Consider the following 19,920-nt stretch of genomic DNA (forward strand, 5'->3'; position numbering starts at 1 on the left):
CGACGAGGGGGAGTCCATGAGTCAGGCACCGCACGAGCCGTCCGGCCCCGCGGGCGGCTGCCAGCGCCCCACCTGCGAGGGCGTGTACGAGGACGTGGGCGGCGGCGAGCTGTACTGCGACACCTGCGGGCTGGCGCCGGTCGTCGCGCCGGACGGCATGGTCGGTTCGCCCCCCACCGGCATCACCGCCGGCGGCAGGGGCGGCTCGCGCGGCTCCGGCAGCGCCGGCTCCCGCTCCAGCGGCCGCAGTTCCCGTACGTCGTCGCAGTCGTCGAAGTCGCGCCGGTCGGTGTCGGGACGTCTGACGCGCGCCTCGTCGGGCAGGTCGACGGGCCGCTCGGTGTCGGTGCGCAGCTCGGGTTCCGCGGCCGGTTCGTCGTCCCGGGGCCGGCTGGGCGCCGGGCTGGTGCAGGTGCCCCCGATCCCCCGGCCCGATCCGCGCGAGATGGTCCTGGACCACCCCGAGGTGCCCGAGCGGAAGCGGTTCTGCTCGCGCTCGGACTGCGGCGCGCCGGTGGGCCGGGCACGCGGCGACCGGCCGGGGCGCACGGAGGGCTTCTGCACCAAGTGCGGCCACCCGTACTCGTTCGTGCCGAAGCTCAAGGCCGGGGACGTGGTGCACGGCCAGTACGAGGTGGTCGGCTGCCTGGCGCACGGCGGGCTCGGCTGGATCTACCTCGCCGTCGACCGGGCGGTCTCCGACCGGTGGGTGGTCCTCAAGGGCCTGCTGGACACGGGCGACCAGGACGCGATGGCGGCGGCGATCTCCGAGCGGCGCTTCCTCGCGGAGATCGAGCACGCCAACATCGTGCGGATCTACAACTTCGTGGAGCACCTGGACCAGCGCACGGGCTCGCTCGACGGCTACATCGTCATGGAGTACGTCGGCGGCAAGTCCCTCAAGGAGATCGCCAACGCCCGCCGCACGGCGCAGGGCAGACGCGACCCGCTGCCGGTGGAGCAGGCCTGCGCGTACGGCATCGAGGCGCTGGAGGCGCTGGGCCACCTGCACAGCCGCAATCTGCTCTACTGCGACTTCAAGGTCGACAACGCGATCCAGACCGAGGACCAGCTGAAGCTGATCGACATGGGCGCCGTGCGCCGGATGGACGACGAGGAGTCGGCCATCTACGGCACGGTCGGCTACCAGGCCCCGGAGGTGGCCGAGGCCGGCCCGTCGGTGGCGAGCGACCTGTACACGGTCGCGCGCACCCTCGCCGTGCTGACCTTCGACTTCCAGGGCTACACGAACGTCTACGTCGACTCCCTGCCCGACCCCGACCACATCGAGGTCTTCCGGCAGTACGAGTCGTTCTACCGGCTGCTGGTGCGCGCGACGGACCCCGACCCGGCCCGCCGCTTCGCCTCGGCGCAGGAGATGACCGAGCAGCTGACGGGCGTGCTGCGCGAGGTCGTCTCCCTCCAGACGGGCCGCGCCCGCCCGGCGCTGTCCACCCTGTTCGGGCCGGAACTGCGCGTCACGGACACGGAGTTGTTCCCGAAGCCGGCCGGTGAGGTGTCCCGGCTGGGGGCCCGGGCGGTACGGACGCGGCGCGGCTCCACCGCCGCACCTCCCGCCCCGCCCGCGGCGGCCCTGTCCACGGCGTCCGCCGCTGCCCCGCTCTCCCCGGGGGCCGCCCCGTACGGCGGCGCACCCGGCGCGGCCCTCACGCACAGCCCGCCCCCGGCGGCCGGCCCCGCCGCGCCCGGCCTCGTCAAACCCGTCGACGCCCCCGCCGCCGCCCTCGCCCTGCCCGTCCCGCGCGTCGACCCGACCGACCCCAACGCCGGTTTCCTGGCGGGCCTGATGACCTCGGCCCCGGCCGAGCTGCTCGGCGCCCTCGCGGCCGCCCCGGCCCCGTCGACCGAGACCCGGCTGCGGCAGACCCGGGCCTGGCTGGAGACGGGCGATCCGGGCTCCGCCCTGCAGACGCTGGTCGCCCTGGAGGGCGAGCGGCCCGACGACTGGCGGGTGGTCTGGTACCGGGGCGTGGCCGCCCTGGTCACGGGCGACGACGAGGGCGCCGCGCTGGCCTTCGATGCCGTCTACGACGCCTTCCCGGGCGAGATCGCGCCCAAGCTGGCGCTCGGCCTGTGCGCGGAGGTGCTGGGCCAGCTGGACAACGCCGCCGAGTACTACCGGCTGGTGTGGTCGACCGACCCGAGCCATGTGAGCGCCGCGTTCGGGCTGGCCCGGGTGCAGCTGGCGACCGGGGACCGGCGCGGCGCCGTACGGACGCTGGAGTCGGTGCCGGAGTCGTCCATCCACTACACGGCTGCGCGCGTGGCGGCCGTCCGGGCCCGGCTGCGGCAGCGCACGGCGACGGCGACGGACGTGCCGTTCCTGGAGGACCTGACGGCCGCCGCCGCGCAGGTCGAGGCGCTGGAGGCGTACGGTCTGGATCCGGCGCGCCGCGAGCAGCTGTCGGCCGAAGTCCTCGGTTGCGCCCTGGACTGGGTACTCTCCGGGGGCCAGGGTTCCGCCCCTCCCGCCGCCGGAGGACGGACGCTGCTCGGCAGCGGCCTGGACGAACGGGGCCTGCGCTTCGGCCTGGAGCGTTCGTACCGCACGCTGGCCCGGCTGGCGCGCGGCGGCGAGGAGAGGATCGACCTGGTGGAACGTGCCAATCGTTACCGCCCCCGGACATGGGTGTAGTTGATGTCGCAGATGCCCCAGTTGTCCGCCTGCCCGAGTTGCGAGGAACCCCTCGAATCGGGTGACCGTTTCTGCGGCGCGTGCGGATACGACCTGTCCGCCGTGCCGGAACGGCCGCAGGACAACCCGACCATCGCCATGAACGGCTCGGTGCCCGCACAGGGCGCGCCGGCCGGTGCGTATCCCGAGGCCCAGGCGGCGCCCCCCGCCGGCCAGGCCTGGCCCGCCCCCGGGCCGGACGGCCCGGACGCCCCGGGACCGGCGCACCCGCCGACGCACCTCCCGGGCGCGGCCCCGGGCGGCACCACGCTGCCACCGGGCACGCCCCCGCCCCCGAGCGCCCCGCCGGCCCCGGCCGCGGGCGTCCGCTTCGACCGGCGGCCGGAGCCGGGCGGTCACGCCGTTCCGGCCGGGGCCGGGCCGACCCAGCCCGACGAGTACCTCCTCCAGGCACCGGACCCACGGGTGTCCGCCGACCCCGCGGCGCCGGCCGCGGACGCCGGCGGCAAGGTCTGCGTGGCCTGCCGAGCCGGCCGCGTGGACGACGACGGCTACTGCGAGAACTGCGGCCACGCCCAGCCGCGCGAACGGGACCACATGGAGCAGGAGTCCGGCCCGGTGGCCGCGGTCAGCGACCGCGGCCTGCGCCACCACCGCAACGAGGACGCGTTCGCCATCGGCAGCACCGCGCTGCCCGACGGCTCCCCCGCCTCCGTGGCGATCGTCTGCGACGGCGTCTCCTCGGCGACCCGCCCGGACGACGCCTCGCTGGCGGCGTCGCAGGCGGCGAGCCAGTCCCTGCTGGCCGCCCTGCCCCGGGGCACGCACCCGCAGCAGGCGATGCACGACGCGATCGTCGCCGCGTCCCGCGCGGTCAACTCGCTGGCCGAGGAGCCCGCCACGGCCCGCGAGCACGCCCCGCACCAGAACGCGCCCGCGTGCACCATCGTCGGCGCGGTGGTGACGTCGGGCCTGCTCATCGTCGGCTGGGTCGGCGACAGCCGCGCCTACTGGGTCCCGGTCGACCGGAGCGCTCCCCCGGCCCGGCTCACCGAGGACGACTCCTGGGCCGCGCAGATGGTCGCCGCGGGCCTGATGAACGAGGCCGAGGCCTACGCCGACGAACGCGCCCACGCGATCACCGGCTGGCTCGGCGCCGACGCCTACGAACTGGAACCGCACACCGCCGCGTTCAAGCCGGACCGCCCGGGCGTGGTCGTGGTCTGCACGGACGGCCTGTGGAACTACGCGGAGGCGGCCGAGGAGATGGCCCGGGTCGTCCCGCTCGACGCGGCCACGCATCCGCTGCACAGCGCCCGGGTGCTCGTCGGCCACGCCCTGGACGGCGGGGGCCACGACAACGTAACAGTGGCGCTCGTGCCGTTCCCCGCCGTCCCGCAGGGGGCAGGATCGGCCTGAGGCCACGTACGGGGACGCCTCGGCGGACCGGAGGGGACCGGTCCGCCTACCGTCATCACCCTGCCTCGGCGGGGGCTTTGAAGGGGGATCGAAGCAGGCATGGCCAATTTCTCGAAGTCGAACGTGCCCCGGTTCTCGGTGGACGTGTACCAGAACGAGTACCTGCCGGAGGGGTCCGGCGAGGTCAACGCCATCGTCACGGTGACGGCGACCGGCGGCGGCACGATCGGCAGCGCGGTCGCGGCGCCCCAGCTCTACGCACCCGGGCAGGGCCCGTCCGCCGCCGTGGCGATCATGGTCGACTGCTCGGGGTCGATGGACTACCCGCCGACCAAGATGCGCAACGCCCGGGACGCCACGTCCGCCGCGATCGACACCCTGCGCGACGGCGTGCACTTCGCCGTGATCGGCGGGACGCACGTGGCCAAGGAGGTCTACCCGGGCGGCGGCCGGGTCGCGGTCGCCGACGCCACCACCCGGGCCCAGGCCAAGCAGGCGCTGCGCTCGCTGAGCGCGGGCGGCGGTACGGCGATCGGCACCTGGCTGCGCCTGGCCGACCGGCTGCTGTCCTCGGCGGACGTCGCCATCCGGCACGGCATCCTGCTCACCGACGGCCGCAACGAGCACGAGTCGCCCGAGGACCTGAAGGCAGCGCTCGACGCGTGCGCCGGGCGTTTCACCTGTGACGCGCGCGGCGTGGGCACCGACTGGGAAGTGAAAGAAGTCACAGCGATCGCCTCCGCCCTGCTCGGCACGGCCGACATCGTCGCCGATCCGGCCGGGCTCGCCGCCGACTTCACGCGGATGATGGAGACGGCGATGGGCAAGGAGGTCGCGGACGTCTCCCTGCGGCTGTGGACCCCGGTCGGCACGACTGTGAGGTTCGTCAAGCAGGTCGCCCCCACCGTCGAGGAGCTGACCGGCCGCCGCACCGAGGCGGGCCCGCGCGCGGGCGACTACCCCCTGGGTTCCTGGGGGGACGAGTCCCGTGACTACCACGTCTGCGTGGAGGTGCCGCCCGCGAACCTCGGCCAGGAGATGCTGGCGGCCCGGATCTCGCTGGTCGTTCCGCAGCCCGACGGCAGCGTCCAGAACCTCGGCGCGCAGGGCCTGGTGCGGGCCGTGTGGACCGACGACATGGTCGCCTCGACGTCGATCAACCCGCAGGTGGCCCACTACACCGGGCAGGCCGAACTGGCACAGGTCATCCAACAAGGGCTGGATCTGCGCAAGTCGGGAGATATCGACGGAGCAACGGCCAAACTGGGCCGGGCCGTTCAGCTCGCGAGTGCCTCGGGGAACGCCGATACTGCGAAACTGCTTGCGAAGGTGGTGGACGTGGTCGATGCCGCGACCGGTACTGTGCGACTGAAGGCGAAGGTCGAGGAGGCGGACGAGATGACGCTCGAAACCCGGTCCACCAAGACCGTTCGCGTGAAGAAGTGACCTAGAAGAGATCGAAGGAGGGACGCGCCGACATGCCGACCTGCCCGAACGGACACCAGTCGGGTTCCGACGACTGGTGCGAGGTCTGCGGTCACCGCATGGCGGGTGCCGTGCCTCCGCCTCCCCCGCCGCCCCCGCCCGGCGGCGGCTACGGCTTCCCGCCCCCCGCCGGTCCCGGCGGCCCGGGTGGCCACCCCGGCGGCCGCCCGCCGCACCTGTCCGCCGTGCCGAACGCCGAGCCGGAGCTCTGCCCGCAGTGCCGCACGCCCCGTGAGGGCGGCGCGCCGTTCTGCGAGGAGTGCCGGTGGAACTTCCTGACGAACACGGCGACCTCGTACACCCCGGCGGCCCCGCCCCCGCCGGCGCCCGGCGGCCCGGGCATGCGCTTCCAGCCGCCGGGCCGGCCCGGCCCGGGCGGTCCGTCGTACGGCGGCGGTGACGGGTTCGACTACCAGAGCTCCCGGCCCTCGCAGATGAACCGGCCGGCCGAGCCGATCCCGCCCTTCGGCGACCCGTCCGGCCGGCCCGGCCAGGGCGGCCCCGGCGGTCCTCCCGGACCCGGCGGCCACCCCGGCCCCGGTGGTCCCGGCGGCCCCTCCGGCCCGCCCGGATTCGGTCCCGACCCGTCCCGTCCGGTCCCGCCGCCGCCCGGCCCGGGTGGCCACGGCGGTCCCGGTGGCCCCGGAGCCCCGCAGGCCTACCACCAGTCCGGCCCGCCGGCCCCGCCCGGTTTCCCGCAGGAGACCCGGCGGCCGCCGCAGCAGGGCGGTCCGTCCTTCGGCGGCGGTGAGGACGACTGGGTGATCTCCCCGCCGTCCGGCGGCCCGGGCGGCCCCGGTCAGGGCGGCGGCTACGGCTACCCGCAGCCGGGCGCGACCCAGGCCCCGCCCGGACCCGGCGGCTTCCCGCAGCAGCCCCAGGGCCCGGCGGCCTGGACCGCGACGATCGGCCCGGACCGCGAGTACTTCATGGCGATGATGCAGCGCTCCGGCCCCGAGGCCGCGGGTCTGAACCTGCCCGCGTACTCGCCCGAGCAGCAGCGCACGCTCACCGGCAACCAGATCACGATCGGCCGCCGCCGGCACTCCACCGGCGACACCCCCGACATCGACCTGTCGACGCCGCCGGAGGACCCGGGCGTCTCGCACCAGCACGCGGTGCTGGTGCAGCAGCCGGACGGCAGCTGGGCGGTCGTCGACCAGAACTCGACGAACGGCACGACGGTCAACGGCTCCGAGGAGCCGATCCAGCCGTTCGTCCCGGTACCCCTGCAGGACGGCGACCGCGTACACGTCGGCGCCTGGACGACAATCACCATCCGCCGCGGCTGACCCCGCCCGGCCGGCTCATGGGGCCGGGCGGGTGGCCGAGCCCCGGGCCGGCCGGCAAGCCGTGCGCGGGGCCGGAGCTTCATCCGGGTATCAGGCCAGGCGCCGGGTCAGGCATCGAGTCGGGCGCGCCGGCAAGCGGTGCGCGGGCCCAGGGGGTTCAGCCGGGCGCGGGGCCGGGCATCGGCAGGCGGCCGGGCGTCAAGTCGGGCCCCGGGGCGTGCCGTCAGGACGGGAGGGGCCAGGCGTAGGGGCCCTCCGGGTCGTCCAGCCAGGCCCATTCCCGGTCCCCGCTGACCGTGATGCCGTAGCGCTCGCGCTGCGGCCTGCCCTCCTGCTCCCACAGCGCGTGCGCCTCCTGCGGGTCGAGCGTGCCGCGGGTCAGGGCCAGCAGGAAGCGGAACAGGTCGTCCTCCCTGGCCCGGTGCGGCACCCCGCCCAGCTGGAGCGGTTCGCCCCCGGGCCGGCTCGCGCCGCGCAGCGGCACGAAGTAGGCGGGCGTGTGCAGGAAGCGCCCCTCGGCGTTCCCGTCGCCGCCGACCGTGAGCACGATCAGGCCGGTGGCCAGCGGCATGAGGACCCGGCCGCCGGGACGGCTCTGCGCGAGCCAGGCCCGCGGCACGGTGCTGAGGGCGCAGGTGGCGATGATCCGGTCGAAGGGCGCCCGCTCGGGCACGCCCCGGGCCCCGTCACCGGTGACGACGACCGGGTGGTACCCGGCCGCGGCCAGATGCCGGCGGGCCGACTCGGTGATCTCCGGGTCGAGGTCGACCGTGGTGACCCGGTCGTCGCCCAGCCGGTGCGCGAGCAGCGCGGCGTTGTACCCGGTCCCGGCGCCGATCTCCAGGACACGGTGCCCGTCCCGCACGTCCAGCGCGACCAGCATGTCCGCCATCAACGACGGCTGGCTGCTGGACGACAGCAGCTCACCGTCCCGCAGCCGGGTCGCCAGCGGAGTGTCCTCGTAGGCGCCGCGCAGCCACCGCTCGCGGGCCCCGCGCTCCGGGCTCTCCCCCCAGCGGCGTTCGAAGCCCCCGGTGACGCCGACGTAGTAGTACGGCACGAACAGATGCCGTGGCACCGCCGCGAACGCCTCCCGCCACACCGGGTCGGCGGCCCAGGCTCCGCTCGCCTCGATCCGCCGCACCAGCGCCGCCCGCGCGGCGGCGGCGAGTGTGTCCAGTTCCCTGCCGGATGCGTGGCCGCCCATGTCTCCACAGTAAGGCGGGGATCTTCGGGCGGGTCCTAGGTCTGGAGTCCTATGCCGGCGCGTCTGAGACCATGGACGGCGTGAAAGAGATTCGGCGCGGCACGCTTCAGGAGCAGACCTTCTACGAGCAGGTCGGCGGGGAGGAGACCTTCCGTCGGCTCGTCCACCGTTTCTACGAGGGAGTCGCCGAGGACCCGCTGCTGCGGCCCATGTACCCCGAGGAGGACCTGGGCCCGGCCGAGGAGCGCCTCACGCTCTTCCTCATCCAGTACTGGGGCGGCCCCACGACGTACAGCGAGAACCGCGGCCACCCCCGCCTGCGGATGCGGCACGCCCCCTTCACGGTCGACCGCGCGGCGCACGACGCCTGGCTGAAGCACATGCGCGTCGCCGTGGAGGAGCTCGGCCTGTCCGAGGAGCACGAGCACACGCTGTGGAACTACCTGACGTACGCGGCGGCGTCGATGGTGAACACCCCGGGCTGACCGGACCGGCACCCGCGGCGGGAGCCGGTCAGCGGACGCTGACGTCCAGCGCCCCGAGGCCGGCCCGGCGTACGGCTATCGACCCGTAGGGCGTGCGCAGCCGGAGCCAGGCGCCCGAGGAGAGCAGGGCGGGCGGCTGACCGGGCCGCAGGAAACCGAGCGACTGCGCCGCGTGCACGGCCCGGACGGGCAGCCGGGTCTCGCCGACCGTGCGGGACCAGATGTCCCGGCCGATCCGGTCCAGCTCGGCGCGGGTGCGCCGCTCCGCGGGCAACTCCTGCGTGCGGGAGCGGAACTCGGCGACCACGGCGGCCACCAGGGCCCGCAGCGCGTCCGGCGCGGGCAGCCCCGGCTCGGGGCGCCAGCCGCCGCGCGGCGGCAGCACACCGGCCCAGGGCGGCCCGGTCACCGCGCCCGGCACGACGGCCGTGGCGCCCTTCTCGTCCACCGACTCCAGCAGCTCACCGGCCGACACGGTCACGTCGAGCGTGACGTCGAGCCCGTTCTCGTACGGCTTCGCCAGCCGTACCGCGCGGACGGCCAGCACCTCGAAGGAGGGCGGCCGCCCGAAGACGGCGAGCGCGGTGCCCGCGGCCTGCAGGCGCACCGCGGCCCCGCGGTCGTAGTGGAGCAGCCGGGAGAGGAAGGCCGCGAGATCCGCCGCCTCCCCCTCGTCGGCGAGGTGGAGCACCGTCATGCGGCGACGGCCCCCTCCTCGTCGCCCTCCACGTCGTCGTCCACGTCGTCCATGTACTCGCGCAGGAACTCCCGCTCCTCCGCGGTGAGCCGGCGCGGGCGCTGCGCCTCGAAGTCGAACGGCACGATGACCGTCGAGGCCTGCACATAGACCTGGTCGTCGTCCTTCACCACGTAGGTGAGGGTGAAGGACGCCGCCCTGATCTCCGTGACCCACAGCTCGATGTCCACCGGGTGGTGCCGGTGGACGAGCTGCCGCTTGTAGTCGATCTCATGGCGAGCCACCACGGACCCCTGCTTGAAGTCCTTCTCCGGGCGGAACAGGAAGTCGATACGGGCCTCCTCCAGGTAGCGGAGGAACACCACGTTGTTGACGTGGCCGTACGCGTCCATGTCCGCCCAGCGCAGCGGGCAGCGGTAGATGTGCCGCAAGATCAGCCCCGGGTCAGCTTCTTGTAGGTGGCGCGGTGCGGACGGGAGGCGTCCGGGCCGAGCCGCTCGACCTTGTTCTTCTCGTAGGACTCGAAGTTGCCCTCGAACCAGAACCACTTGGACTCGCCCTCGTAGGCGAGGATGTGCGTGGCGATGCGGTCCAGGAACCACCGGTCGTGGGAGACGACCACGGCGCAGCCGGGGAACTCCAGCAGCGCGTTCTCCAGGCTGGAGAGGGTCTCGACGTCGAGGTCGTTGGTCGGCTCGTCGAGGAGCAGCAGGTTGCCGCCCTGCTTGAGGGTGAGCGCGAGGTTCAGGCGGTTGCGCTCACCGCCGGAGAGCACGCCGGCCGGCTTCTGCTGGTCCGGCCCCTTGAACCCGAAGGCGGACACGTACGCGCGGGAGGGCATCTCGACCTGTCCCACGTTGATGTAGTCCAGCTCGTCGGAGACGACGGCCCACAGGGTCTTCTTGGGGTCGATGTTCTCGCGGCTCTGGTCCACGTACGAGATCTTGACGGTCTCGCCGACCTTGATCGAGCCGGAGTCGGGCTCCTCGATGCCCTGGATCATCTTGAACAGCGTGGTCTTGCCGGCGCCGTTCGGGCCGATGATGCCGACGATCCCGTTGCGCGGGAGCGTGAACGAGAGGTCGTCGATGAGCAGCTTGTCGCCGAAGCCCTTGGTGAGGTTGTTGACCTCGACGACGACGTTGCCCAGGCGGGGGCCCGGCGGGATCTGGATCTCCTCGAAGTCCAGCTTCCGCATCTTGTCGGCCTCGGCCGCCATCTCCTCGTAGCGGGCCAGACGCGCCTTGGACTTGGCCTGCCGCCCCTTGGCGTTGGACCGCACCCACTCCAGCTCTTCCTTGAGCCGCTTCTGCCGCTTGGCGTCCTTCTGCCCCTCGACCTTGAGGCGGGCGGCCTTGGTCTCCAGGTACTTGGAGTAGTTGCCCTCGTAGGGGTAGAGGCGACCGCGGTCGACCTCGCAGATCCACTGGGCGACGTTGTCGAGGAAGTACCGGTCGTGGGTGACCGCGACGACGGTGCCCGGGTACTTGGCCAGGTGCTGCTCCAGCCAGTTCACCGACTCGGCGTCGAGGTGGTTGGTGGGCTCGTCGAGCAGCAGCAGGTCGGGCTGCTCCAGCAGCAGCTTGCACAGCGCGACGCGGCGGCGCTCACCACCGGAGAGGTTGGTGACGGCCCAGTCGCCGGGCGGGCAGCCCAGAGCGTCCATGGCCTGCTCCAGCTGGGCGTCGAGGTCCCAGGCGTTGGCGTGGTCGAGCTGCTCCTGGAGCTTGCCCATCTCGTCCATGAGCTCGTCGGAGTAGTCGGTCGCCATCTGCTCGGCGATCTCGTTGAACCGGTCGAGCTTGCCCTTGATCTCGGCGACACCCTCCTGGACGTTCTCCAGGACGGTCTTCTCCTCGTTCAGCGGCGGCTCCTGCAGCAGGATGCCGACCGTGTAACCGGGCGTGAGGAAGGCGTCACCGTTGGACGGCTGCTCGATGCCGGCCATGATCTTCAGGATCGTCGACTTGCCGGCGCCGTTCGGGCCGACGACGCCGATCTTCGCCCCCGGCAGGAAGCTCGTCGTCACGTCGTCGAGGATCACCTTGTCGCCGTGCGCTTTGCGCGCCTTGCGCATGGTGTAAATGAACTCAGCCAAGAGAAACCGTCCGGCAGCTTGAAACTGGCAGTGGGCAGATACACCCCATCTTGCCGTACCGCTACCCCTGGGCGGAAACGCGTCTGGGCCCGGGGCTGTGACCTGGTGTTTCCCGGATGCCGACGGCCGGACGGCCGCCGCCGTCGGCCGCCTTCGCCCGACCTCGGGCAGCGTCGCACGACTCAGGGACGGCCCAGTGGTGATCCCGACGCCTCGACGAGGGCCCCGCGTGCGGACCTCCCCCGGGGAGAACGACGACGGTCCCTGCGGTGAACCGTAAGGCAAAAGACCGCTCGCCGGTGTTCCGTACGGGGCTTTACCCCGCCCCCACTGGCCCTGAAGTCGACCGGATATTCATTTCCCCCTCAACAATTGATTCGGATACGAGTCGGAATCCTGTCGATTACACCACGCACAGAGTGCAGGTCAGGCGGGGTGAGAGTAACGTCGTGAGAGGAATTGCACCAGCATCTCGGGCGGCGGAATCAGGAATTCGACGCCCGGGTCGAATCACTATTGAAAGAAGCGGAACGGAGGACCGACAATGTCGGATCGCATACTCTTCTACGGCGCGGCCAAAGGACGCGGAGTTGTCGCCGCTATTGACGAAACAAACCATCTGGGGGACGTGACGGTCATACCCGCGGGCAGCTTCGCCAAGGACTGGACGGCCTTCACGGGTCTGAGCGGCGATCGCATTCTGTTCTACAGCGCGACCAGGGGCGGCGGAGTCGTCTGCTCCGTCGACGACGACAACACCATCGAAGACGTCACCGTCATACCCCCGGGCAGCTTCGCCAACGACTGGACAGAGGTCACCGCGCTGAGCGGCGATCGCATCCTCTTCTACGGCAAGTCCAAAGGACGCGGAGTCGTCTGCTCGATCGACGACGGCAACAACATCGAAGACGTCACCGTCATCCCACCGGGCAGCTTCGCCAAGGACTGGACGGAGATCGCCGGTCTGAGCGGCGATCGCATTCTGTTCTACAGCGCCACCAGGGCCGGCGGAGTCGTCTGCTCCATCGACGACGACAACACCATCGAAGACGTCACCGTCATACCCCCGGGCAGCTTCGCCAACGACTGGACGCAGATCACCGCCGTGAGCGGCGATCGCATCCTCTTCTACGGCAAGTCCAAAGGACGCGGAGTCGTCTGCTCCATCGACGACCACAACACCATCGAAGACGTCACCGTCATACCCCCGGGCAGCTTCGCCAAGGACTGGACGGAGGTCAGCGCTCTGCGTCCGCCGGAAGGCCATGTGCGCATCGGCCGCTCCGCGGCGGAACTGCACCATGCGTAGAACCCACCACGGTCACGGCGCCGGATTCGCCGGGCGCGGCTCCGGCGCGGCCAAGAACCGAAACGGGGCGTTGCGGGCGGTGCCGAACAAGGCGTAGCGCACACGCCGACGCAAGCACGTCAGCCGTGGAGGAGGCGTTGTGGCACCTCTGACTCGGATACCACTGGACGGCGGGGGTTCCGTACTGGTGGAGCAACCGGGGCTGCCGGACGGTGGGCCGGTGAAGGCCGGCCGGGTCGGTGACGCCGTGCGGGACCTTCCGGTCGCCCTGGGCGATGCCCTGGAGCCGGTCACCCAGGCCGCCCGCGCAGCCCTCGCACAGCTGCGTAAGGCCCGCCCCGACGAGATCACCATCGAGTTCGGTGTCGACCTCGCGTGCGAGGCCGGGGCCGTGATCACCAAGAGCCAGGCCGGCTGCCACCTGAACGTGACGGTGGCCTGGAAGGGCGACGGCTCGGGTCACCCGCCCCAGGATGCAAGTGAGGCTTGATCCTCATGACCAGTACGGACAGTGCGCCCCATAGCGGCATGGCCTCGGACCTGCCGACCGCCGTCGCCCGGATCCTCGGGCCCGACGGCAGGGTGGCCGGGACAGGCTTCAGGGTGGCCGAAGGGGTGCTGGTCACTTGTGCGCATGTCGTCGAAGCGGCCGGGGGCGGTCCCGGCAGCACGGTCCGGCTCTCGGTCCCGCATGTGGCGGACGCCGACCGGCTGGAGGGCACGGTCCCGGCCGAGTGGTGGCGTTCCGTCGACGACGAGGACGTGGCCTTCATCCGGCTCGGCGACCCGCCGGACGGGGTGCGGATCCTGCCGCTGGGAGCCGCTGAAGGCTGCCGGGGCCACAACGTGCGCTCGTTCGGGTTCCCCGCGCAGGCCCCACCGGAAGGACACTTCGGCTTCGGTGTGACCGGCGATCTACTGCCCGCCGTCGACGGCCGGGGAACACATCTCCAACTGACCGACGCCAACGACCTCACCACCGGGTTCAGCGGCGGACCCGTCCTCGACGAGGTGACCGGCCTGGTCATCGGCATGCTCACCGAGATCACCGCACCCGACGCGTACGAACGGGGGCTGGGCATCGCCTACGCGACCCCCACCCGTGTACTGCGGGAGATCCTGCCGGAGCTGGCGGAGCGCGAAGTGTGCCCGTACCGGGGCCTGGAGCCGTTCACCGCCGAGCATGCCCGGTGGTTCCAGGGCCGGTCGGAGGCGGTACGGCAGGTCCTGACGAACCTGGCCCAGCGACGGCGGCTCACACTGCTGCTCGGGCCGTCCGGGTCGGGCAAGTCCTCGTTGATCCAGGCGGGTGTGCTGCGCGCCCTGGCGGCGGGGGAACTGCCCGGCAGCGACCAGTGGCTGCCGGTGCTCGCCCGGCCTCGCCAGGACATGCTCGCCGCGATCGAGCGGGCCGGGCTGACCGGGGCGAGCCAGGACGGCATCGTCGCGGCGGTCAACCGCAGACTGGCGGCGGAGCCGTCCTGCGAGCGCGTCGTGCTCGTCATCGACCAGTTCGAAGAGCTCCTGGTGCAGAACACCGACGGCCGGCTGCGGGACCTGCTCGCCGTCGTCGACGAGGTCACCTCGGCCGCCGACGCGTACACGAAGATCACCATGATCCTGATCATGCGCGACGACTTCTATCCGCAGCTGGCGGCACTGGCGCCCAGACTGCTGGAAGCCGCGACGCCCGGCCTGCTCAACGTGCCGGGCACCCTCAGCCAGCAGGATCTGAACGACATCGTCGTCCTGCCCGCGCTGGACGTGGGACTGCGCTTCCAGCCGGGACTGCCCGAACGGATCATCGGCGACGTCCTGGACATCACACCTGAAGCGACCGTCACCCGCGAGGCGCCGGTCACGGTACTGCCTCTGCTGGAGATGACGCTCAGCCAGCTATGGCACCGGCGGCAGGACGGCTATCTCACTCACGAGGCGTACCGGCGTATCGGAGGGGTCAGTGGCAGCGTCACCACGTGGTGCGACAGCGCCCTGGACGAACTGTCCGCCGAGCAACAGGTCATCGCCCGCCGGGCTCTGACCTCTTTGGTGCATCCCGCTGACCCGCGCCACAACATCTACGCCGTACGCACCCAGGTCCCCCTCGACGAGCTGCGCGACTTGGCGGCCGACCCGGGTGACACCGGGGAGCAGGCGGCCGTCGACTCCGTCATCGCCGCGCTCGCCCGTCGACGCATCATCACGACGCAGACACTCCAGGCTCCGCAACACCCCGGCGCCCTTCCGGGGGAACCGGTGGCCGAGTTGATCCACGAGGCGCTGATCCGCGACTGGGGAGCACTGCGTCAGTGGGTCGACCAGGACCACCGCTTCCAGGAGTGGCTCGACCTCACCCGCGAGCGGCAGGTCCGCTGGGCCGCCCAGAAGGATCCCGGGGACCTGCTCGGCGGGAGCGCGCTGGCGGAAGGAGTCGAGTGGTCCCATCAGCGGCGGCTTCCGGCGGACATCGCCGAGTTCCTCACCGCCAGCAAGGAGCGGCAGAGGGCCGCCATTCGGCGGAGCAGGCGGCTCAACGCGGTGCTCGGCGGTCTGCTGGTGCTCGCGCTCGTGGCAGCGGGGGGTGCGATCTGGCAGTGGCAGACGGTGGCCGCGGAGCGGGAAGCGGCGATGTCGCGGCAGCTTGCCGACCAGTCCCTCGAGCTCAGCGGCACGAACCCCGAACTTGCCGCGCTGCTGGCGGTGAAGGCGTACCGCACCAGCCACACGTCCGAGGCCATGGAGAGCCTGCGGTATGCCGGGGCCTTGCCCGTTCATCGTCGCCTGTCCGGGCACACCAACGAGGTGCGCTCAGTGGCATACAGCCCGGACCGCCGCACCTTCGCCAGCGCCGGCGCCGACCGAACCGTGCGTCTCTGGGACACCGCCACCAACAAAGTCCGCACCACACTCGAAGGACACAGTGATGCGGTCAATGCGGTGGCCTTCAGTCCCGACCGCCGCACACTCGCCACGGCGAGCGCCGACAAGACGGTCCGCATATGGGACCTGAACACCGGCAAGACGCGCACCACGCTGAACGGACACACGGACCAGGTGAGGTCGGTGGCCTTCTCCCCGGACGGCGACACGATCGCCACTGGTGGTGCCGACTCCATCGCACGGCTCTGGGATGCGGACACCGGCGAAGCGCGCGGCACACTCAAAGGGCACACACAGGCAGTGACGTCGGTGGCCTTTCACCCGGAGGGCGACACCATCGCCACCGGTGGTGCCGACAACACGGTTCGCCTGTGGCATCCGGTCACCGCCGAAGCTCGCGGCACGCTCGAAGGACACGACCAGGCGGTGACATCCGTGGTCTTCAGCCCGGACGGCCGCACACTCGCCACCGCCGATGACTGGGACGTGCGCCTGCGGGACGCGAGCACCGGCGAAATTCGCAAGACTCTCGATGGTTCAGCACTTCTGCTGGCCTTCAGCCCGGACAGCAAGACCCTCGCCACCGCGACCGACCGCTACGTAGCACTGTGGAACCCGACCACCGGTTCGTCCCGTGCCTTCCTCGAAGGGCATGCCAACGCCATTCTCGCCCTGGCCTTCAGTCAGGACGGCCGCACAGTCGCCACCGCCGGCGCGGACAAGACCGTCCGCCTGTGGAGCACGGCGACAGGAAAGACCCGCACCACACTCAAAGGGCACGGAAACGAGGTGAATGCGGTGGCCTTCAGCCCCGACAGCCGCACCGTAGCCACCGTCAGCGACGACTCCACCACACGCCTGTGGAACACAGAGACCGGCGAGACCCTCAGAACCTTGAAGGGACATGACGGACAAGTCTGGGGGGTGGCCTTCAGTCCCGACGGCCGCACACTCGCCACCACCGGCGCAGACACCACCACTCGCCTGTGGAACCCGGCCACGGGAAAGACCCGCACCATACTCAAAGGGCACGGAGACGAGGTGAATGCGGTGGCCTTCAGCCCCGACAGCCGCACCGTAGCCACCGTCAGCGACGACTCCACCACACGACTGTGGAACGCAGAAACCGGCAAGACCCGCATCACACTCTCCGGTCACAACGCCGCAGTCCGGGCAGTGGCCTTCAGCCCCGACGGCCGCACACTCGCCACGGGCAGTGGCGATGCGACCGTTCTGCTGTGGGACGCAACCACAGGAGAATCCAGAATCACTCTGACTGAGCACACGGCGGGGGTGAGCGGTGTGGCCTTCAGCCCTGACGGCCACACACTCGCCACCACCGGCGACGACGGAACCGTCCGCGTCTGGGAGGCGGCCACCGGCAAGACCCGCACCACGCTCAACGGCAACACCATCATGAATGCCCTGGCGCTCAGTCCCGACGGCCGCACACTCATCACCGCCGGCTCAGACGGAACCGCGCGTCAGTGGGACGTGGCCACCTCCCCTGAACCCGCCCGGGCCATCGAGCAGATCTGCCGAGTCTTCGGCCGCGACCTCACCGCCGAGGAACGCGCGGCCTACCTCCCCGATGATTCAGGGGCATCCGTCTGCTCGGAACGCTGACGGAACAGACAAGGTCAGCCATGGTCCCGGAGGGCCCCCTCGGGGCCTCCGGGACCGCGGGCACCCGCGTTACGGGTGGAGCACCACCGAGTTGACCGGTCCCAGGTCGATCTCATTGGCGTAGCCCTGGTTGATCGTCCAGCAGTCGGTGCCGTTGGAGTTGGCGCAGATGTCGACCTTCCACCCATCGGTCTGGTTGTTGTAGATCATGTGGGTGCCGTACTGGTCGTACAGCCGGTGCACGCCCTGGGCCCAGTACACGTGCGACGGGACGTTGTTGTTGAAGCCCGCGTTCTGCGGATAGATACAGAAGGCGCCGTCCGGGCAGCCGTAGGAGCCGGCCGCCGTGGCGGCCTGGGTCTCGACGGCCCCGAGCATGAGGAGGGCCGCGGCAGCGGAGGCCGCGGCGGCGGCCTGGCGGAGCACCTTGGAAGTCATCATCGTCACCTCTGTGGGAAGGGCGCAGGTCCGTTTGGTCGCGGGTCGGCGCCGCGACCGCTCTGCAGCCGAAATCGAGCGCGAGCGTAGTGAAGATCCGCCTCCGCGGGTCCTGACACATGTCTGGGTGCGCCCTCGCTGCTCAGCACCGGTTCCGAACCCGTGCGACCGGCCGCCCCTGCGACACCGCCGGGCGTGGCGCGACACCCCGAGTGGCCGTCCACCGGCTGACCTCGCGGCCTGCGAACACCTCGACGGGTCAACGGGTCAACCGGCACCCACCCTGACCAGCAAAAAGCCCTCCCCAAAGGGAGGGCGGAGACTTGCGCCCCCGGCAGGACTCGAACCTGCGGCCAAGCGCTTAGAAGGCGCCTGCTCTATCCACTGAGCTACGGGGGCCGGGTGTGGTGGCCTCTGTCTGGGTGCCCGGGTGTGGGCCGATCCGTGACGTTGCCGGGGACAAGGATAGGGCTCCCGCGTCCTGGTCCCTGTTGCTTCGCCTCCGTGGCTCGATGTGGAGGTTCGGTGAAGCGGTCCTGATAATCGCAGGCAGGTACGAATCGTGCATCGCTTTTGGCGTCCGGCGCATCGGGTGTTGTGCACTCGTTATGCCTGGACTGTGCCCGCGCCCCACTCGTCCCTTCCGTCCCTTACGTCCTGTCGGCGCGCAGACATGCTCATATGCTTCAGAATTCCCCTAAAATTGGGCATTCTTCACATGTGGTGACCTTGGACGTACGGCCTCAGCTGCTCGACGCACTCTCCGCCCTGCGCGACCGTGTCGCCGCCGCACGCTTCCCGCTGCCCCTGGCGGGGGCCCCACGCGCGCGTGCCAACCGCGACGAACTGCTCGCGCAGCTCGACGACTACTTGGTGCCCCGGCTGCGGGAGCCCGAAGCGCCGATTCTGGCCGTCGTCGGCGGCTCCACCGGCGCCGGGAAGTCCACCCTCGTGAACTCCCTCGTGGGGCGCCGCGTCAGCGAGGCGGGCGTGCTGCGGCCGACGACCCGGACCCCCGTGCTGGTCTGCCATCCGGAGGACCACCACTGGTTCAGCGGGATGCGAGTGCTGCCCGACCTCACCCGCGTGTGGGTGCCCCAGCAGGACGCCACGGACGACCTGCTGCTCCCCGGCGAGAACCCCGCGCGCGTGCTCCGCGTCGAGACCGCCGAGACCCTCCCGCCCGGCCTCGCCCTGCTCGACGCGCCCGACATCGACTCCCTGGTCGCCGACAACCGCGTCCTGGCCGCCGAACTCATCTGCGCCGCCGACATCTGGGTGATGGTCACCACGGCCGCCCGCTACGCCGACGCCGTCCCCTGGCACATGCTGCGCACCGCCAAGGAGTACGACGTCACCCTCGTGACCGTGCTCGACCGGGTGCCCCACCAGGTGGTCAACGAGGTGTCGCGGCAGTACGGGGCCCTGCTCACCAAGGCGGGGCTCGGCGAGGTGCCGCGCTTCACCGTGCCCGAGCTGCCCGAGTCCGCCTGGGGCGGCGGGCTGTTGCCGGCCACGGCCGTCGCGCAGCTGCGCAACTGGCTCATCCACCAGGCCCAGGACCCAGCCGCCCGGCAGCACGTCCTGGCCCGAACGGCGTACGGCGTCCTCGACTCGCTGAAGTCGCGGATGCCCGAGCTGGCCGGTGCCGCCGCCGCCCAGTACGCCGCCGCACTCCGCCTCACCTCGGCCGTCGAGGGCGCGTACGACAGCGAGCACGCGCGCGTGCGGGGCCGGTTGCAGTCCGGTGCCGTGCTCGCCGGGGACGCGCTCAAGCGGTGGCGGGCCTTCCCCCTGGACTGCACGGCCGCCGAACTCCTCGACGCCCTTGTCGAGAGCCTCAGCGCGCTGCTGCTGTGCGCCGTCACGGCCGCCGACGAGCGCGTGGACGACGCCTGGCGGCGCGAACCGGCCTCGGCCGCCCCGGAACTCGCCGCACGCGAACCGGCCGCGGACAGCGCCGAGCACCGCATCGGGCTCGCCGTCCGGCGCTGGCGGCGCGAGCTGGAGGAGCACGCCGAGGAGGAGGTGCGTGAACTGGACCGCGCCCTCGCGCCCGATCCCGAGCTGGTCGCCGCCCTGGTCGCCACCTCCCTGCTCGGCGGCCGCCGGGGCCGCATGGCCGGGGAGGGGCTCGCCGAACGGATCGGCGCCCACGGCGCGCTGCGGCTGCGCGACCGGGCCGGACGGCTGCTCACCGAGCACGTCGACCGGGTCCTGCACACCGAACGCGAGCGCCGGCTCGCCCCCCTCGACGCCCTCGACGTCCACCCCGAGCCGCAGGCCGAACTCATCGCCGCGCTGTCCGTACTGCAGAAGGAGAGGTGA

14 protein-coding genes and 1 tRNA gene are annotated in these 19,920 nt (G+C 71.8%); 9 read left to right on the forward strand and 6 right to left on the reverse strand.

Annotated features, from left to right (window positions below; translation table 11 throughout):
- Positions 1-16: 16 nt before the first annotated feature.
- The 4 genes from CHR28_RS22795 to CHR28_RS22810 all read left to right on the forward strand — a co-directional run bounded on the left by CHR28_RS22795 (position 17) and on the right by CHR28_RS22810 (position 6,852).
- Positions 17-2,656 (forward strand): serine/threonine-protein kinase, encoded by a 2,640-nt coding sequence (locus CHR28_RS22795; RefSeq protein WP_094055567.1) that lies wholly within the window; start codon positions 17-19, stop codon positions 2,654-2,656.
- 3 nt (positions 2,657-2,659) lie between these two features.
- A complete protein-coding gene (locus tag CHR28_RS22800; RefSeq protein ID WP_094055568.1) occupies positions 2,660-4,075 on the forward strand; it encodes a PP2C family serine/threonine-protein phosphatase in 1,416 nt (471 codons plus the stop codon).
- 99 nt (positions 4,076-4,174) lie between these two features.
- Positions 4,175-5,521, forward strand: a complete 1,347-nt coding sequence (locus tag CHR28_RS22805; RefSeq protein ID WP_094055537.1) for a vWA domain-containing protein — start codon at positions 4,175-4,177, stop codon at positions 5,519-5,521.
- Positions 5,522-5,553: 32 nt separating this feature from the next.
- On the forward strand, positions 5,554-6,852 hold the full coding sequence (locus CHR28_RS22810; protein ID WP_094055538.1) for an FHA domain-containing protein: 1,299 nt from the start codon (positions 5,554-5,556) through the stop codon (positions 6,850-6,852).
- A 223-nt stretch (positions 6,853-7,075) separates the two neighbouring features.
- Here the strand turns inward: CHR28_RS22810 and CHR28_RS22815 are convergent, their stop codons facing one another.
- Positions 7,076-8,059 carry a methyltransferase domain-containing protein gene (locus CHR28_RS22815; RefSeq protein ID WP_094055539.1) on the reverse strand — a complete coding sequence of 328 codons (984 nt, stop codon included), beginning with the start codon at positions 8,057-8,059 and terminating at the stop codon, positions 7,076-7,078.
- Positions 8,060-8,130: 71 nt separating this feature from the next.
- Between CHR28_RS22815 and CHR28_RS22820 the strand changes: the two genes are divergently transcribed.
- A complete protein-coding gene (locus tag CHR28_RS22820) occupies positions 8,131-8,544 on the forward strand; it encodes a globin (RefSeq protein WP_094055540.1) in 414 nt (137 codons plus the stop codon).
- A gap of 28 nt (positions 8,545-8,572) precedes the next feature.
- On the opposite strand, the gene CHR28_RS22825 is transcribed toward CHR28_RS22820, so the two are convergent.
- The 3 genes from CHR28_RS22825 to ettA are packed head-to-tail and all read right to left on the reverse strand — an operon-like array spanning position 8,573 to position 11,339.
- On the reverse strand, positions 8,573-9,241 hold the full coding sequence (locus CHR28_RS22825) for a hypothetical protein (RefSeq protein WP_094055541.1): 669 nt from the start codon (positions 9,239-9,241) through the stop codon (positions 8,573-8,575).
- Positions 9,238-9,672 (reverse strand): acyl-CoA thioesterase, encoded by a 435-nt coding sequence (locus CHR28_RS22830; protein WP_094055542.1) that lies wholly within the window; start codon positions 9,670-9,672, stop codon positions 9,238-9,240. The genes CHR28_RS22825 and CHR28_RS22830 overlap by 4 nt, the downstream gene beginning before the upstream one ends.
- A gap of 2 nt (positions 9,673-9,674) precedes the next feature.
- Positions 9,675-11,339 carry an energy-dependent translational throttle protein EttA gene (ettA, locus tag CHR28_RS22835; RefSeq protein ID WP_094055543.1) on the reverse strand — a complete coding sequence of 555 codons (1,665 nt, stop codon included), beginning with the start codon at positions 11,337-11,339 and terminating at the stop codon, positions 9,675-9,677.
- Between the two features lie 628 nt (positions 11,340-11,967).
- On the opposite strand from ettA, the gene CHR28_RS22840 reads away from it, so the two are divergent.
- The 3 genes from CHR28_RS22840 to CHR28_RS22850 all read left to right on the forward strand — a co-directional run bounded on the left by CHR28_RS22840 (position 11,968) and on the right by CHR28_RS22850 (position 17,154).
- The gene (locus CHR28_RS22840; RefSeq protein WP_094055544.1) at positions 11,968-12,648 is read left to right on the forward strand and encodes a hypothetical protein; all 681 of its coding nucleotides are present in this window, start codon (positions 11,968-11,970) and stop codon (positions 12,646-12,648) included.
- Positions 12,649-12,787: 139 nt separating this feature from the next.
- Positions 12,788-13,138, forward strand: coding sequence for a CU044_2847 family protein (locus tag CHR28_RS22845; RefSeq protein ID WP_094055545.1), 351 nt, complete (start codon positions 12,788-12,790; stop codon positions 13,136-13,138).
- Positions 13,139-13,143: 5 nt separating this feature from the next.
- Positions 13,144-17,154, forward strand: coding sequence for an nSTAND1 domain-containing NTPase (locus CHR28_RS22850; protein ID WP_094055546.1), 4,011 nt, complete (start codon positions 13,144-13,146; stop codon positions 17,152-17,154).
- A 69-nt stretch (positions 17,155-17,223) separates the two neighbouring features.
- On the opposite strand, the gene CHR28_RS22855 is transcribed toward CHR28_RS22850, so the two are convergent.
- Positions 17,224-17,595, reverse strand: coding sequence for a hypothetical protein (locus CHR28_RS22855; protein WP_143655873.1), 372 nt, complete (start codon positions 17,593-17,595; stop codon positions 17,224-17,226).
- 323 nt (positions 17,596-17,918) lie between these two features.
- Positions 17,919-17,991, reverse strand: a tRNA-Arg gene (locus tag CHR28_RS22860).
- A gap of 321 nt (positions 17,992-18,312) precedes the next feature.
- On the opposite strand from CHR28_RS22860, the gene CHR28_RS22865 reads away from it, so the two are divergent.
- Positions 18,313-19,920, forward strand: coding sequence for a dynamin family protein (locus CHR28_RS22865; RefSeq protein ID WP_094055548.1), 1,608 nt, complete (start codon positions 18,313-18,315; stop codon positions 19,918-19,920).

Source organism: Streptomyces sp. XY006 (assembly GCF_002237655.1).
Classification (GTDB): domain Bacteria; phylum Actinomycetota; class Actinomycetes; order Streptomycetales; family Streptomycetaceae; genus Streptomyces; species Streptomyces levis.